Annotated in this window: 18 protein-coding genes; 13 read left to right on the forward strand and 5 right to left on the reverse strand. The window is 35.9% G+C overall.

All coding sequences use genetic code 11. From position 1 onward, the window contains the following. Nucleotides 1-119 precede the first annotated feature (119 nt). Together MLC52_RS09455 and MLC52_RS09460 are read left to right on the forward strand one after the other, a co-directional pair. Entirely contained in the window at nucleotides 120-1,745 is a 1,626-nt protein-coding gene (locus MLC52_RS09455; protein WP_434580170.1) for an IS1634 family transposase, read from the forward strand. Nucleotides 1,746-1,747: 2 nt separating this feature from the next. Continuing rightward, on the forward strand, nucleotides 1,748-2,062 hold the full coding sequence (locus tag MLC52_RS09460; RefSeq protein WP_434580171.1) for a PIN domain-containing protein: 315 nt from the start codon (nucleotides 1,748-1,750) through the stop codon (nucleotides 2,060-2,062). Nucleotides 2,063-2,103: 41 nt separating this feature from the next. Here the strand turns inward: MLC52_RS09460 and MLC52_RS09465 are convergent, their stop codons facing one another. The 3 genes from MLC52_RS09465 to MLC52_RS09475 are packed head-to-tail and all read right to left on the reverse strand — an operon-like array spanning nucleotide 2,104 to nucleotide 5,824. Then, complete coding sequence (locus tag MLC52_RS09465; protein ID WP_434580173.1) at nucleotides 2,104-2,964, reverse strand: 1-aminocyclopropane-1-carboxylate deaminase; 861 nt, start codon at nucleotides 2,962-2,964, stop codon at nucleotides 2,104-2,106. Between the two features lie 6 nt (nucleotides 2,965-2,970). Beyond that, entirely contained in the window at nucleotides 2,971-3,801 is an 831-nt protein-coding gene (locus MLC52_RS09470) for a peptidylprolyl isomerase (protein ID WP_151899773.1), read from the reverse strand. A gap of 58 nt (nucleotides 3,802-3,859) precedes the next feature. Next, the gene (locus tag MLC52_RS09475) at nucleotides 3,860-5,824 is read right to left on the reverse strand and encodes a response regulator (RefSeq protein WP_434580175.1); all 1,965 of its coding nucleotides are present in this window, start codon (nucleotides 5,822-5,824) and stop codon (nucleotides 3,860-3,862) included. A gap of 62 nt (nucleotides 5,825-5,886) precedes the next feature. On the opposite strand from MLC52_RS09475, the gene nth reads away from it, so the two are divergent. After that, nucleotides 5,887-6,528 (forward strand): endonuclease III, encoded by a 642-nt coding sequence (gene nth / locus MLC52_RS09480; RefSeq protein WP_151899771.1) that lies wholly within the window; start codon nucleotides 5,887-5,889, stop codon nucleotides 6,526-6,528. A 25-nt stretch (nucleotides 6,529-6,553) separates the two neighbouring features. Then, on the forward strand, nucleotides 6,554-6,808 hold the full coding sequence (locus MLC52_RS09485; RefSeq protein WP_346389865.1) for a hypothetical protein: 255 nt from the start codon (nucleotides 6,554-6,556) through the stop codon (nucleotides 6,806-6,808). A gap of 3 nt (nucleotides 6,809-6,811) precedes the next feature. Here MLC52_RS09485 and cmoA read toward each other — a convergent pair whose 3' ends face one another. Next, nucleotides 6,812-7,522 (reverse strand): carboxy-S-adenosyl-L-methionine synthase CmoA, encoded by a 711-nt coding sequence (cmoA, locus tag MLC52_RS09490; protein WP_434580177.1) that lies wholly within the window; start codon nucleotides 7,520-7,522, stop codon nucleotides 6,812-6,814. 51 nt (nucleotides 7,523-7,573) lie between these two features. On the opposite strand from cmoA, the gene MLC52_RS09495 reads away from it, so the two are divergent. Then, nucleotides 7,574-7,921, forward strand: a complete 348-nt coding sequence (locus MLC52_RS09495) for a hypothetical protein (RefSeq protein WP_151899768.1) — start codon at nucleotides 7,574-7,576, stop codon at nucleotides 7,919-7,921. Here MLC52_RS09495 and fbaA read toward each other — a convergent pair. Continuing rightward, the gene (fbaA, locus tag MLC52_RS09500) at nucleotides 7,918-8,997 is read right to left on the reverse strand and encodes a class II fructose-bisphosphate aldolase (RefSeq protein ID WP_151899767.1); all 1,080 of its coding nucleotides are present in this window, start codon (nucleotides 8,995-8,997) and stop codon (nucleotides 7,918-7,920) included. The genes MLC52_RS09495 and fbaA overlap by 4 nt on opposite strands. Nucleotides 8,998-9,092: 95 nt before the next feature. Here fbaA and MLC52_RS09505 point away from each other — a divergent pair, with 95 nt between their 5' ends. The 8 genes from MLC52_RS09505 to MLC52_RS09540 all read left to right on the forward strand — a co-directional run bounded on the left by MLC52_RS09505 (nucleotide 9,093) and on the right by MLC52_RS09540 (nucleotide 14,201). After that, on the forward strand, nucleotides 9,093-9,734 hold the full coding sequence (locus MLC52_RS09505; RefSeq protein WP_151899766.1) for a hypothetical protein: 642 nt from the start codon (nucleotides 9,093-9,095) through the stop codon (nucleotides 9,732-9,734). 34 nt (nucleotides 9,735-9,768) lie between these two features. After that, nucleotides 9,769-10,419, forward strand: coding sequence for a hypothetical protein (locus tag MLC52_RS09510; protein WP_418640596.1), 651 nt, complete (start codon nucleotides 9,769-9,771; stop codon nucleotides 10,417-10,419). Nucleotides 10,420-10,422: 3 nt separating this feature from the next. Beyond that, nucleotides 10,423-12,102: a flagellar assembly protein A gene (locus MLC52_RS09515; protein ID WP_434580180.1), complete on the forward strand. Its 1,680-nt coding sequence runs from the start codon at nucleotides 10,423-10,425 to the stop codon at nucleotides 12,100-12,102. 201 nt (nucleotides 12,103-12,303) lie between these two features. Beyond that, nucleotides 12,304-12,543: a helix-turn-helix transcriptional regulator gene (locus tag MLC52_RS09520; protein ID WP_151899763.1), complete on the forward strand. Its 240-nt coding sequence runs from the start codon at nucleotides 12,304-12,306 to the stop codon at nucleotides 12,541-12,543. A gap of 4 nt (nucleotides 12,544-12,547) precedes the next feature. Next, nucleotides 12,548-12,781 (forward strand): hypothetical protein, encoded by a 234-nt coding sequence (locus MLC52_RS09525; protein ID WP_151899762.1) that lies wholly within the window; start codon nucleotides 12,548-12,550, stop codon nucleotides 12,779-12,781. Between the two features lie 59 nt (nucleotides 12,782-12,840). Next, nucleotides 12,841-13,125, forward strand: coding sequence for an HU family DNA-binding protein (locus MLC52_RS09530; RefSeq protein ID WP_151899761.1), 285 nt, complete (start codon nucleotides 12,841-12,843; stop codon nucleotides 13,123-13,125). A gap of 132 nt (nucleotides 13,126-13,257) precedes the next feature. Next, complete coding sequence (gene msrB / locus MLC52_RS09535; protein WP_151899760.1) at nucleotides 13,258-13,644, forward strand: peptide-methionine (R)-S-oxide reductase MsrB; 387 nt, start codon at nucleotides 13,258-13,260, stop codon at nucleotides 13,642-13,644. Nucleotides 13,645-13,655: 11 nt separating this feature from the next. Continuing rightward, nucleotides 13,656-14,201, forward strand: coding sequence for a peptidylprolyl isomerase (locus tag MLC52_RS09540; protein WP_434580182.1), 546 nt, complete (start codon nucleotides 13,656-13,658; stop codon nucleotides 14,199-14,201). Nucleotides 14,202-14,204: the final 3 nt, after the last annotated feature.

A 14,204-nucleotide genomic window follows, 5' to 3' on the forward strand; every position in this document is an offset into this window, starting at 1 on the left:
GACTTCCGCGATAACTTTTTAAATAAAACTTAACCTCGTAAAATAGGTACTTTCAGAGGATAAAAAGGCACGATTTGTGTGCCTCGGGAATATATTCATAGAATTTGTTATCATTTTATATGAGATTAAAAGTCAGAAAAAAGAAAAATAGCAGTGGAAGTATCAGTATTCATATTGTTGACAGAAGCAATCGAGGCTATAAAGTAGTTGAAACTTTGGGTAGCAGTAAAGATCCAGATGAGATTGAGCAACTTTACCAAAAAGCACTGGGGCGTATTGATGAACTTGAGTATAATCTTTTCTATTTTTTACAAACTAACAGTAAAAAAGAGTTGTTAAAAAAGCTGCTTGCAGAATATACAACACAAGATTTTATACCTATTGGTGATGAGTTAATATTTGGGAGATTGTTTGATGATATAGGGTGTAATAAAGTTTTTGAAAAGTTACAAACAACATCCATTCGTAAAGTTTCAGAAAAACAGTTTTTATTTCGCTCATTGGTAATATCAAGAATACTTTACCCCGGCAGCAAATTGGAGCTGATACACTATTTGGACTACTTCAAACATCAAGAGATGACAACAGATACAATTTATCGCTTCTTGGATACTATCTATCAAGAGGAGATAAAGACACAAATAGAGCAATGTGTATTTGAACACACCCAAAAAGTGATGTCAGGAACTATCACTGTAACTTTCTATGATGTAACAACACTCTACTTTGAAAGTGAGAGTGAAGATGATTTAAGAAGAATCGGTTTTTCCAAAGAGGGAAAACTTGCCCGTCCCCAAATACTCCTTGGTCTTTTTACAACTCTAGAAGGGTATCCACTGAGCTTTGAAATATACGAGGGAAATAAATATGAAGGGCATACCCTTATCGATATACTTCAAAAGTTTCAAACACGGTTTCAACTCAAAGAAAAACCGATAGTAGTTGCGGATAGAGGGATGCTCACCCATGCAAATATTGCTTTTTTAGAGAATAACGGTTATAAATATATCCTTGCCTATAAAATCAAAAATATTGACAATGTACTCAAAGAGCAAATTGCAAATTTGACATTTATTGATGATGGGACTATCCATACCATTGATATAGATAAAACGATAAATTATATAGATGAATTTGGCAATAAACAGCAACTCCCTATCAGACAGAAACTGATTCTTACCTACTCCTCCAAAAGAGCAAAAAAAGATAAAAGAACAAGAGAGAAAGCGTTAGAGAAAATCAAAGCAAAACTCTCAAAGAAAAATATTACAAAAAGTGATTTAAAGCTTTCATATTATGCAAAATATTTGGATATAGATGAGAAGTGCAGTATTAAATACAAACTCAACCCAAATAAAGTAATGCAAGATGAAAGACTTGATGGTATTAAAGGGTTTGCAACAAATGATTTTTCACTCAATGCCAATGATGTTATAGCACATTATCAGAATCAGTATGATGTTGAGAGAGCTTTTAGAATCTCAAAAACAGATTTACGCATTCGGCCAATATACCATCGCGTTGAGGAGAGAATAAAAGCACATGTACTTATTTCGTTTGTATCATATGCAGTTTACAAAGAGTTTGAAAGAAGATTAAAGTTGCATGATGTCAGATTTAAGTTCTCGCAGAAATTACTAAGAAAAATTATTGAACATATTACAGCTTTAAAAATTGATGATGAATTACTGCCTATAAATCCATCACCGATTCAGAAGCAAATCCTTGATATTTTTGAAAATTGAAAATGTGTGCCTTATCGCGGAAGTCAGGAATAAATTATACTGAATTGATTTATGGTGCATACAACTCTTCAAAAATCAATCAAAATTTAAAAATTATAGAGCCCTTTTTAGAAAATTTTAAAATATTAGAATTCACTCAAGCATCAAGTTTAGTTTTTGCAAAAGAAAAAGCTAGATTGAAAAAAAATGGCAATATAATTGCTGACATGGATTTAATGATAGCAAGTATAGCTATTGCTAATGATTGTACTCTCATTAGTAATAATATTAAGCACTTTGACAGAATACAAAACCTAGAACTTAAACCAAAGCTATAACAAGTACGAGGATCCCTAAACGTGCCGCTCAGCTTCGCCGTTTATATGAGTCCTTTTTTCTCATAACGAGCAAGCATACTTTTGTTACCGCTCACTCCGCCGCTATGTATATACATAATGTTTTCATCAGTTTGTTCCAAAAGTGCCTGCCACATTGCCGGAGCATAAAGTAAATCAAACTCAATTCCCTTTACATGTAAAGCCTTGTATATCTCATAAAACTCCTTATAGGGTTTTGCAAAATGGTATTTTCTCTTTGGTTCCAGGATAACAAGATTGTCCGGAATTTCTGCCAAAGCACGCATTTGCTTTTTGAGATAGCTGCTGTCCCCTATGCAGGGTGTTGTATAAACTCTGTACTCAGGTAAAGCAAGTGCTAAAAAAAGTGCTGTTGTCCCTGTACCAGAAGGTGTTGCAACTGCCTTTACATGTAAGTCTCTGCTTTGTTCCTGTATCTCCTGCGCTAAAACTTCCAATCCTGTTTTTGCTTCCTGTACTGCGCCACCCTGATCAACAAAACAGGTTTTTGCATTTACATGTAAGCGCAAAGAAGCAATAAACTCTTTATAAAAATCATTTTCTATCTCTCTATGCTGCATACCTAATTTCAGCGCATGCGCATAGTTTCCGCTGCCTTGCTCTTTTTGTGTTGCAGAGAGTTTTTTTGTATAGTAAAGAAATTTCCATTTTTTTTTCTGACACAAGGCGGCCAACGCCAGCATAGCATTAGACTGTGTTCCGCCGTAGGATATCAGCGTATCATAAATGTTGTCTGGAGTATTTAAGAGCGTGTAGAGTTTTCTGTATTTGTTCCCTGCCAAACAGGGGTCAATGAGGTCATCGCGTTTGACAAAAAACTCTCTCTCTTCTAAAATAATTTTAGAAAGAGGAGAGTTTTGCATGCCTAACTACTTAATAGATGCTTTTTTCTGCAGTTCATCCATTTTTTTCTTCATAACAGCTTTAAATTTTTCCATTTTCAGACGCTGTTCTATAAATGCTTTTACCTCATCAAAACTTCGTGTCAATGAAGGTTTTTTGTCTTCCACATAAATAACATGGTATCCAAACTGTGTTTTAACCGGCTCTGATGTCACTTCGCCTTTTTTCATAGAAAAAACTTTATCATTAAAAGCAGGTACCATTTGCCCTTTACTGAAATATCCAAGATCTCCGCCTTTTGATCCGCTAGGTCCTGTTGACTCTTTTTTCGCAAGCTCTATAAACTTTTCTTTGAGTTTTTCTCCGCTTAAATGTTTCAACTGCGCAATGATTTTTTCTGCTTCCTCTTTGGTTTTTACTAAAATATGGCGGGCATGCACGCTCTCTTTTTCATTAAATTCTTCTTTGTTTTTGTTATAGTAGTCTTTTAACTCTTTTGTTGAAATTTTAATGCCGTCTAGCAGTTTCTTCTGCCAAACCTGAATAGCAAGCTCTTTTTTCATTCTTTGTTCAAGCTTATTATATTCATTCTTATACTCCGCAGAGTTGATGATACCGGATTTTTTTGCATCATCATAAATCAACTCTTTGCCTATAAGCTGTTGTAAAACCTGTTGTCTGAATGCAGCCTGGCGATCAGCCGGTACCTGGTTAAAACGCCCCTGTGTCGCCTGCATCAGCTCCTGGTCAACTTCTTCTTGGGTAATTGGTTTTCCGTTTACTGTCACTAATGTTTTTGCACAGACGACTGAACCTGTCAACAACAGGGCAGATAATAGCATTGTAATTTTATTCATTATAGAGTTCCTTACTAAATTGATAAAGAGAAGTTTAATAACAATATATTAATAGTTATTAAACAGATTCATTTTCATAGCTTATTTTAAGGTATTTGTCTAAAATATACTCCAGTTTGTCTCTTGTTAGCGGCTTTGAAAGATAATCATCAAGCCCCTCTTCCAAAAGCATCTCCTTGTCCCCTTCCATTGTCATTGCTGTCAGGGCAACAATCGGCGCCTGTGATTTTAGGAGCATCATATCTTTAATCTCTTTGGTTGCAACAATCCCGTTCATATACGGCATATCTATATCCATAAATATAATGTCATATTTTTTCTCTTTATACATTTTTACCGCTTCAAGTCCGTTAGAGGCGGTAGAAACATCTATGTTATACTCTTCCAGGAGTATTTTTATCAGACGCTGATTGATAAGATTGTCTTCCACAACCAAAGCCTCGGTTTTATCTTTGAGAGTAAGTTCATTTTTATCTTCATTGGTATATTTGTAGCTGTTTGCCATATACAGATGTTTGGCTATCACACTGGCCAGCAATGGTTTTTCTATCACTTCATCAATAATGTGTGTCATCTTTGTTTGCAGTTTTTCATCTTCATCCAAAAGAAAAACAACAGGTGCCTGCTTTTTATATGTCGCCAGATCCAGTATCCACGATGAATCACCCTGGTCACCTACCACATAAAGCTCATCTATATCTGTATAAATATCAGCATTGAGTTCGGAAGATTTTGTCACATCAATAGCAAAAGAACGCAAATAGGTCGTTAAGAAATTGGCATCATCAACTTTTTCTTTATCCAGTAAAAGCACTTTTGCTTTTTTATTTGGCATCATTTTGTAGTTTTGCCCTCTTGAAGCTTTAAAATCAAGAACAAAATTCACGTAGGTACCGTTGTCTAATTCACTTTTTATACGTAATTCTGATCCCATCAACCGTACCAGACCGCTTGAGAGGCTCAATCCTATGCCGAGTCTCTCATCTGCATGACTGCCTGCGGTAAAAGGTTCATCCATAAGAGATATCTGTTCTTGAGACATCCCCTGACCATTGTCTTTGACACTAAAACCGACAGAACAGGCTCCGTTTTGGAGTCGTTTTAAAAGTTTTACTTCTATAATAACCTTGCCGCCATGCGGTGTAAATTTAATTGCATTTTGAATGATAGAACGCATAACCTGCAAAATTTTGTTTGCATCACCTTCGAGTTCCTGTGGCAATTTCGGATCTATAAAACTCATAACCTGTACCCCGTTGTTGCTTGCCTTGTCAAAACATGTATATATGAGTTTTTCCATTGCGACAAGAAGATTAAAAGGTTCTGACTCCACTGTAAGACGCCCACTTTGCAACTGCGCCAAATCCAAGAGACTTTCAATATTATTCATCAGATTTTTAGAAGAGTAATCAATCATATCAAGGTATTCATTTTGATGTTCATTGAGACTGGTTTCTTTGAGCAGCTCTATAAATCCGAGAATACCATTCATCGGAGTTCTAAATTCATGCCCTATATTGGCCAAAAATTTTGTTTTCAGCTTTTCAACCTCTTTCACCTGTAAACGTGCTTTTTCCAACTCTGTAACATCTTTTAATTCCAAAATATACAGCTTCATGTTTTTTGAATACCTGTGACACTTTGCTTCAATACTGAGAAGTTGTCCCTTAGCATCAGTCATATTTACCCTGTAACCATCGCTTTTGTACTTTTTAATATAATCCAGCCAACTTTTGTCAGACTCGGTAAAAATCTCTTCACTCTCACTCAAAAACATATCACGAATACTTTCATTGGCTCTTTTAAAATCTTTTATATCAAAATAATTCATTGTAGTGAAAAAAGTTTTATTCGCACCTATCCATCCTTCACCTTGTAAAAAATAGAGCATCATTGTATCACTGCTGTCTGCCACTTCAATAAAGAAATCTTTGTCCAATTGTGAAAAAAGTGTCTCCTTTTTTTTGCCTGTATCATACACATGCGTGTTTTTTTGTTTTGAAAACAGTGAAAATATGCCCATATTTTACCCCTTTTTAAAAGTCATTGCTTTGATTATAACATATAAGTTGCTAAAATACATTTATGAAAAAAGCAACAAAAAAAGAGATCCAAGAGATCCAAAAACGCTTTATGGAGCGCTACAGTGATGCGGTCACAGAACTGCATTATAAAAATGCCTATGAACTGGTAATTGCCGTAGCACTCTCAGCGCAATGTACCGACAAAAGAGTCAACCTTATTACTCCTGCCCTGTTTGCAAAGTATCCGACGCCTCAAGATTTGGCAGATGCTGATATAGAAGAGGTGAAAAAGCTTATTAACACCTGCTCCTTCTTTAACAACAAAGCAAAAAACCTCATAGCCATGGCAAAACGTGTTGCGGAAGTGTATGACGGTGAAATACCAATGAATGAAAAAGACCTGCAGACCCTGGCAGGCGTCGGACAAAAAACAGCCCATGTTGTGATGATAGAGTATACCGGTGCGAACCTAATGGCAGTAGATACCCATGTATTTCGTGTCGCACACAGACTTGGTCTGAGCGATGACAAAACAGCCAAGGCGACAGAAGCCACTTTGGTAAAAAAATTCAAAACCGACCTGCATGTACTCCATCAGGCAATGGTTTTGTTTGGAAGGTACATCTGCACTGCCAAAAATCCTAAATGCGATGAATGTTTTTTAACAGAGTTTTGCAGAACAAAAGAGAGTTTCAAAGTTTAGGTATGCAAAGTGCTTGGAGATTATTATGATACGCATATATTTATTAGTTTTATTCATGCTTTTTTTTAACGGCTGTCTAAACAAACACGGGATTTCTGCAAAATACTACAGTGACTGCAAAGAGTACTACGATTTTCAGGGATATTATCACAAAGAGTGCGGAGATGATGACATCATTACCTATGAGACAATGGGCAAAGAAATAAAAAAAAGCAGCGCAAAAGTCAAAAGTTTCTTTGGTGCAAAAGAGCAGCCAAAAGCAGAAAAAAACGTCTGGTAGGTTCTACTCTTTTACAGCAATAAAAGTAGCAAAATTTGCCCAGCGCAAAAGTACTTCACAATGAGAGAAACCTGCATTTAATGCCATTTTTATATTTTCTTCTTCACTGTAAGGCACCAGTACATTCTCCAGAGCTTCGCGTTTTTGCATGATTTCATACTCGGAATAGCCCTGCGTTTTTTTAAAATCATAATAACATTCAATCAACTCTTTGTTAAGTTTGGGATGATGAGAGATGACTTTTTCGCTAAATATAAATACACCCTCTTTTTTTAATGAAACGGCTATTTTTTTTACCAGCTCTTCACGAACAAGAGGACGAATAAACTGCAGAGTATAGTTACTGATAAAAACATCTGCCTCTTTATAATCATAGCTCAGTATATCCGCATTGCAAACTTTTATGTCGGCACCATACGCTTCACATTTCTTTCTTGCACGCGTGAGCATTGCTTCAGAGTTGTCAAGACCTATAAGCTCTGCCTTGTTTGAGAGTTTTCTGTGAATACTCAGCAGTGTTGATGCGGTTGAACAGCCAAGATCATAGACTCTCCCATTTTCATTCAGGTTTTTCAGTGCAAAAAATTCTGTAATTTTTTGCGCCTCTTTGTAAAAAGGAACACTCCGCTCAAGCATATCATCAAAGACAGCTGCCACTTCTTCATCAAATTCAAACTGTTTTTTTATCGGTTTTGTAAATACTTTATCATTCATAACTGGAATTTTATCAAAATAAGCCTATAATTGAGCAAAAAAAGGATATTAATGGAACTTTCACTCTCTTCTTGGATGATGATTGCTTTTTTACTCGGTCTCGGTCTGAGTGCATGGAAAATGTATAAATTTATGCCGACAAAACAACTCAAAGATGATGACACAACCCCTCAGGCACAGACAGAATTAATGGATTTGATTTTAAAAATCATAAAAGGCAGTCATGGAGAACTCACAGAAAAAGAGTTGCATGAAATGGTCACAAAACACGAAGATTTTGACAAAGAGCATTTTTGGAGATTTAATGAAAACAAACTAAGACAGCTGTTACATATACACTATACAAAAAATCCTGATACAAAAAGTATCAGGGATATTCACAAAAAACTGCACTCTTAGTTTCTGTTCATGGCATTCAAGTCTTTATAGGCCTGAATAACACGCTCAACCAGACCTTCCTGTCCGGCACGCAGCCATTTTCTTGGATCATAGTATTTTTTGTTCGGTTTGTCTTCACCTTCCGGATTTCCGATTTGACTCTGAAGATAATCATGATACTTTTCTATATACTGACGAACGCCGTTCCATGTTGCCCACTGAGTATCGGTATCGATATTCATTTTTACAACACCGTAACTGATCGCTTCACTGATTTCTGAAGGCAAAGATCCTGAACCGCCGTGAAATACAAAGTTGACAGGTTTCTCTTTTGTATGCAGTTTTTCCTGAATATATTTTTGTGAATTGTCTAGTATCTTAGGTGTCAACTGTACATTTCCCGGCTTGTAAACACCGTGTACATTTCCAAAGGAAGCGGCTATTGTAAAATTTGGAGAAATTTCACTCAACTCTTTATAGGCAAGAGCCACCTCTTCGGGTTGGGTATATAAAAGTGCATTGTCAATGTTTGTGTTGTCCACACCGTCTTCTTCTCCGCCTGTACAGCCTAGCTCTATTTCGATGCTCATACCGATTTTGTTCATTCTTTCAAAATAGGCTTTACATGTACCGATGTTTTCATTTAAAGACTCTTCTGAAAGATCAAGCATATGGGAAGAAAACAGTGGTTTTCCCTGTGTTTTATAATAACTCTCACCTGCTTCAAGCAGAGCATTTATCCACGGAAGCAGCTTTTTTGAGGCATGGTCAGTATGCAGAATCACCGCAACACCGTAAGCCTCTGCCATCATATGTGTATGAATCGCACCGGCCACCGCACCAATAATTGCCGCTTTTTCACCATCATTGCTTAAACCTTTGCCTGCATAGTAGGAAGCACCCCCGTTACTGAATTGTATAATCACAGGAGAGTCGGCTTTTGCAGCAGCTTCCAATACACCGTTGACAGAGTCAGTATTTACAACATTGACAGCAGGTATAGCAAAACCATTTTCTTTTGCATATTCATAGACTTTTAAAACATCATCACCAAAAAGGACCCCGGGTTTAACAATATCCAATACACCATTACTCATAATAATTCCCTAAAAAATTTAATTTTACAATTATAATATATAGTTCATTTAAAAGAACTTTATGCTAAAATCAGAATCCCAAAGGATACATAAAGATGAGTGCTTGTGAAGAAATCAATACTGATATAGTTTTAATAGATATCATTAATTTTTCAATGCTTACCATACAGCAACAGTTTGAAATCATCAATTTTTTGACACGCAGTTACAAAAAAATCATACAACGTCTGCTTGAAAGTGCAAAACTTCCTGTAGAAGAACTTATTTTGGGGTATATCCCGACAGGAGACGGATTTTACTGCATACTCACACCAAAGTTCAGAGGCTACGGAACAATTTTAGGGCTGAGCTTTCATCACTTTTCGGAGCAGCTTTCAAAGAAATTTTCCTATTTTCATGGCTTGCGTATAGCAGTGCATACGGGGAGAATCAATAAATTTACAGACATTTTAGGGCATCAGAATTTTATAGGCACAGGACTCAATGACTGTGCCCGATACTTGGAAATTAAAGACTTCAGTATTTCAACGGTAATGATCTCTCATGAAGCATATTACAATTTTAAACGTTTCATTTCTGTGCATAAAGAATACAACCAACTTCTTCAGGAAAGAGAATTTAAAAAGTCCACCCTCTTTGCTTTTCAGGACAAGCATGGCAATGAAAAAAAGGGATACCGTGTATGGCTGAGAAAATCAGGTATAATTATTCCTCCAATTTATAAAGGGCACCTCTAAATTTTAACACCCGGTGTTTCAAAAAGGACAGTATATGAAATTTACACTCGATGAATATTCAAAAAAATTTAAAATGTCAAAAGAGATGATCAGTTCAAAACTTCGCAGCAAAAAGTTAAATTATATCGTTGAAGATGACACTGTTTACATAATTGTTCCCGAGGAAGCCTCACCGCAACCACAACAAAGACCTCAGCAAAACACTCCGCCTGCAAAACCACGGACAACGGTTGCCATGGTTTTGTCATTGTACCAAAAAGAGAACCTGCAGCTCAAAGCTAAAATTGTCCAACTCGAAGAGAAAATAGACAAACTCATCAATGACAAAGAGCAGATGCTCCGTGATGAGATGAGTAAAATAGAAAGAGTTTATGCCACAAAAGACGAGCAGTTAAAGCAGGTTTTGGAACTGCTCAACACAAAACTTCTTGCCCAAAACAGCAACACGGTACATGATGTCGAACCTTTGCCGCAAACACAAAAAACCATAGAGGTGGAAAAAGACAACCAGATTGTTGAACTCAAAACCTATTTGAAAACACTTGATCTGGAGCCCTACCAGAGAAAAATCATCAAAAAAAGATTTTTAGCCGTGTATGACAGCGATATCAGAGTCATTAAACAAAACGGTAAACTCTACCTCGATTTTGCGAAGTATGATTACAGTGATTTGTTAGAGTATTAATGAATGCCAAAAAAAACAGAACATAAAATTATAAAAACCCGTCATATCAAAGAAGCATTGCAGACATTTGCGCAAGAAAATTTTATTCTTCCGTCAGAATGTGACTTTGTTATAAACAAGACAGAAACATATATAAAAAGCAATGCCAGCACTTCTTTTGAACTTTACAGCAAAGAGATACAGGAAAAATACAAAGATAAAGAAAAAATACTCAATGAACATGTGGAATTTCAACAGCGCTATACTGTCACGCTGATGAAAAAAGAAAAAAGAGATCTTGAACTTGAATATACTATAGATTTTTCAAAATTTTTCACACATCCTTTTTTGATACTGTCACCGGATTCAAAAATTCCCTATAAATCACATCAGCCTGTTGAGTTGTTAAAAATACTCTTTAGAGAATGCAACAAAATCAAAGCGTATCATAAAATACTTGTGAACATATTTGATGAAGAGATGAAAAAATCTCTGAAAATTTTAGTGAAGTACATATATGCAGGCAAATTTGTCAAACGTGTCAAAATTCCTCTGTTTGAAGGAATAGAGCCTGTTCTCACACGTCCGGGTAAACTTATTTTTTGGTTTAAAGAAAAAGCACATACAGGCGAAGTTATTGAAGTAGATGAAAATGAACTTCTTGTTGAGTATAAAAAGCCTGTATACGGACAAAACGGACTCAATGCTTTTGGTGAATATATAGACGCAAATTTTGCCAACAACATGGATGACCTACAGGCAGATGTTGATGAAAAATCTATTAGAATAGAGGAAAATGCAACATCAAAAAAATATATAAGCAAAATACGCGGATATGTACATTATGACGGCAAAGAACTTCTTGTTGACAATCGCATAAAAGTCAGTGAAATCACAAAGCACAAAGACCTTGTAGAAGACCTCGAAGACAATAATATTGAAATAGTGGTGACACAGCATGATACAGCAAGGGATACCATAAAAGAAGGGGTGACACTTGTTTCAGAGAGAATACATGTAAACGGTTTTGTGGGAGCAAAAAGCCGTCTTGAAGCGATAACCCTTGAAATTGAGGGAGCTACCCACCAGGACTCACTCCAGTATGCAAAATATGCAACCATTAACAGACATAAAGGTACATTACGATGCCATGAGGGGAAAATTTCTCTGCTTGAAGGCGGTGTGGTACATGCAACCACTGTAGAAATTGAGGCTTCCATAGGGGGTGCTGTTTACGCCCAGGATGTTACCATCAAGCACGTGAAAAACAATCTAAAAGTTTATGCTTCGAATTCTATTACCGTCCGGCTTGTATCCGGTGAAGACAATCTCTTTAAAATAAACTACCGTGATGTCCCGATAGTGCAAAGCAAAATGCAATTTATAGACAAAGATATCAAGGAACTCAGGCATAAATTAGAAGGAGCAAAAAGACACAACTTAAGTAAAGTTGAAGAGCTGGAAAAAGAGATTACACGCCTTAAAAAAGAAAAAGAGGCAATACACAACGCCTACAAAAATGCAAAAATTACTGTCAAAGAACCTTTCAAAGGTTTAAACAACATTGTCTTTACTATTGACAATGCCCATGAAATAGCCTACAAAACAGATGCAAAATTCTATCCTCCCTTTTATCTTGAAATACAAGAAAACATCATCACCCTTCACCCTGTCGCAAAATCCATAGTTATCGAAGAAAAATAGTATTTTTTTAATTTTCTTTGTTTATTCTTCAAAACTCCATACTCTTTACATACGGTAATCCGTATACAAAATACATTAAATACATCATTATAATATATATAAATTATATAATACACATTAATCAATATTTATCATACGATAATTATCAATTTATATTATAAAAAATGTATATTTAAGTATTTATTCCGTATAATATTTTTTATGCAAATAAATGATTTATTTAACATCCTCCATAACTCAATAGAGTCTCAATACAATGGGAAAAAGATTTCCCTTAAAGATATGGCTAAAAGTCTGGGGATTTCTATGCGTACATATCAGGACTGGAAACTGGGACGTGCCAAACCACAGGCTGCGGCAACTGTTATAAAAATGTTAGGTAAATTAGATGATGATGAAATTATCAGGGCTGTAAGAAAAATCAACAGATTAGAGGAGTAGCGGAATGGGGATACTGACTAAAAATGAAAGAGATGGTCTTGAAGATGTGTTTTTATCAATACATACATCAACAAATAAATACAAAAAAATCAAAGATTTATCAGCTTTAATTATGATGCCTAAAACGACTCTAAATTTCAAAAAGCTCTTAAAACAGGCTAAATGTGGACTAAAAGAAACAAAAATTTCAGATTTTCTTCTTAAATACACCAAAAAGAAGAAAAATTTAAGCAAATAAACTATAAAGTATCTGTAGCTGAATTATTTCAGGGCAAATCTTAATCCAAGGGTAAATTTATGAATAAAGCACAATTCGTTGAGTTAGTACAAGAACACGGAAACTACAAAACTAAAGTTGAAGCTGAAAATGCAATTAAAGCTTTCACTGAAGCAGTAATAGAAGCCTTAGTAAAAGGGGAAGATGTTTCTCTTGTTGGTTTTGGTAGTTTTGCGGCAGTACTTCAAAAAGGTAAAACCGGTAAAGTTCCGGGTACAGATAAAACTTATACGACTCAAGATAAAATGGTTCCTAAGTTTAAAGCAGGTAAAGGTCTTAAAGACCGCGTTGCAGCTGGTAAATAACTATTTAATAGTATTGCTTTTGAGAAGCAGTACTATTCTTTCTTTTCCCCTATAATTTTTGAACAAAACCCTCCTTTTATATAAAATACAAAACAGACTTGCTATACTACGCAAAAAGCATAAGGAAATTCAATGAAAATAACAAAGAGTGAAGATGAATGGAAAAAAATTCTGAGTCCTGAAGCTTTTTCGGTATGCCGAAAAAACGGCACAGAAGCCCCTTTTTCCGGAAAATATTATGATAACAAAAGTGATGGTATTTACAAATGTATCTGTTGTGGTGCCCCGCTTTTTGAATCAGGTACAAAATTTGATTCAGGAACAGGCTGGCCAAGTTATTATGAAGCTGTTGAAGGGGCTGTCACTGAAATAAAGGATATGTCACACGGTATGATTCGTACAGAAGTCAGATGCAGCAGTTGTGATGCTCACTTAGGCCATCTTTTTCCTGATGGTCCTGAGCCTACGGGATTGCGATACTGCATCAACTCTGTATGTTTAGACTTTGAAGAAGAATAAGGAGCTTTTTAATGAAACGAATTTTACTGGCACTGGTATTACTCTATACGACTCTTTTGTTTTCAACTGAGAATAATCCGCATGTTGTCCTGCAAACAACACAGGGAAATATAGAACTTGAACTTTTTCCAGATGCGGCACCTTTGGCGGTTGAGAACTTTCTTACACATGTAAAGGAAGGCTATTACAACGGTGTTGCTTTTCACCGAATCATTCACAATTTTATGATTCAAGGCGGTGATCCGACTGAAAGCGGCAGAGGCGGTGAAAGCATCTGGCATAAAGAGTTTAAGGATGAATTCAAAGCAAATCTTGTTTTTGACAAACCCGGTATTTTGGCAATGGCAAACAGAGGCCCAAATACAAACGGCAGTCAGTTTTTCATCACAACAGCTCCGACACCATGGCTTAACGGCGGCTATACAATTTTTGGAAAGGTTGCAGATCAAAAATCCATGCAAACTTTGCAAAAACTAAACAATGTCGCTACTTCCGGGCGTTCTGGCGGAGACAGACCGCTGGAACGTCAGGAAATAATCAAAGCATACATAAAATAGATA

The organism is Sulfurimonas sp. NW15 (genome assembly GCF_051132285.1).
In the GTDB taxonomy this organism is placed as follows: Bacteria; Campylobacterota; Campylobacteria; order Campylobacterales; family Sulfurimonadaceae; genus Sulfurimonas; species Sulfurimonas hydrogeniphila.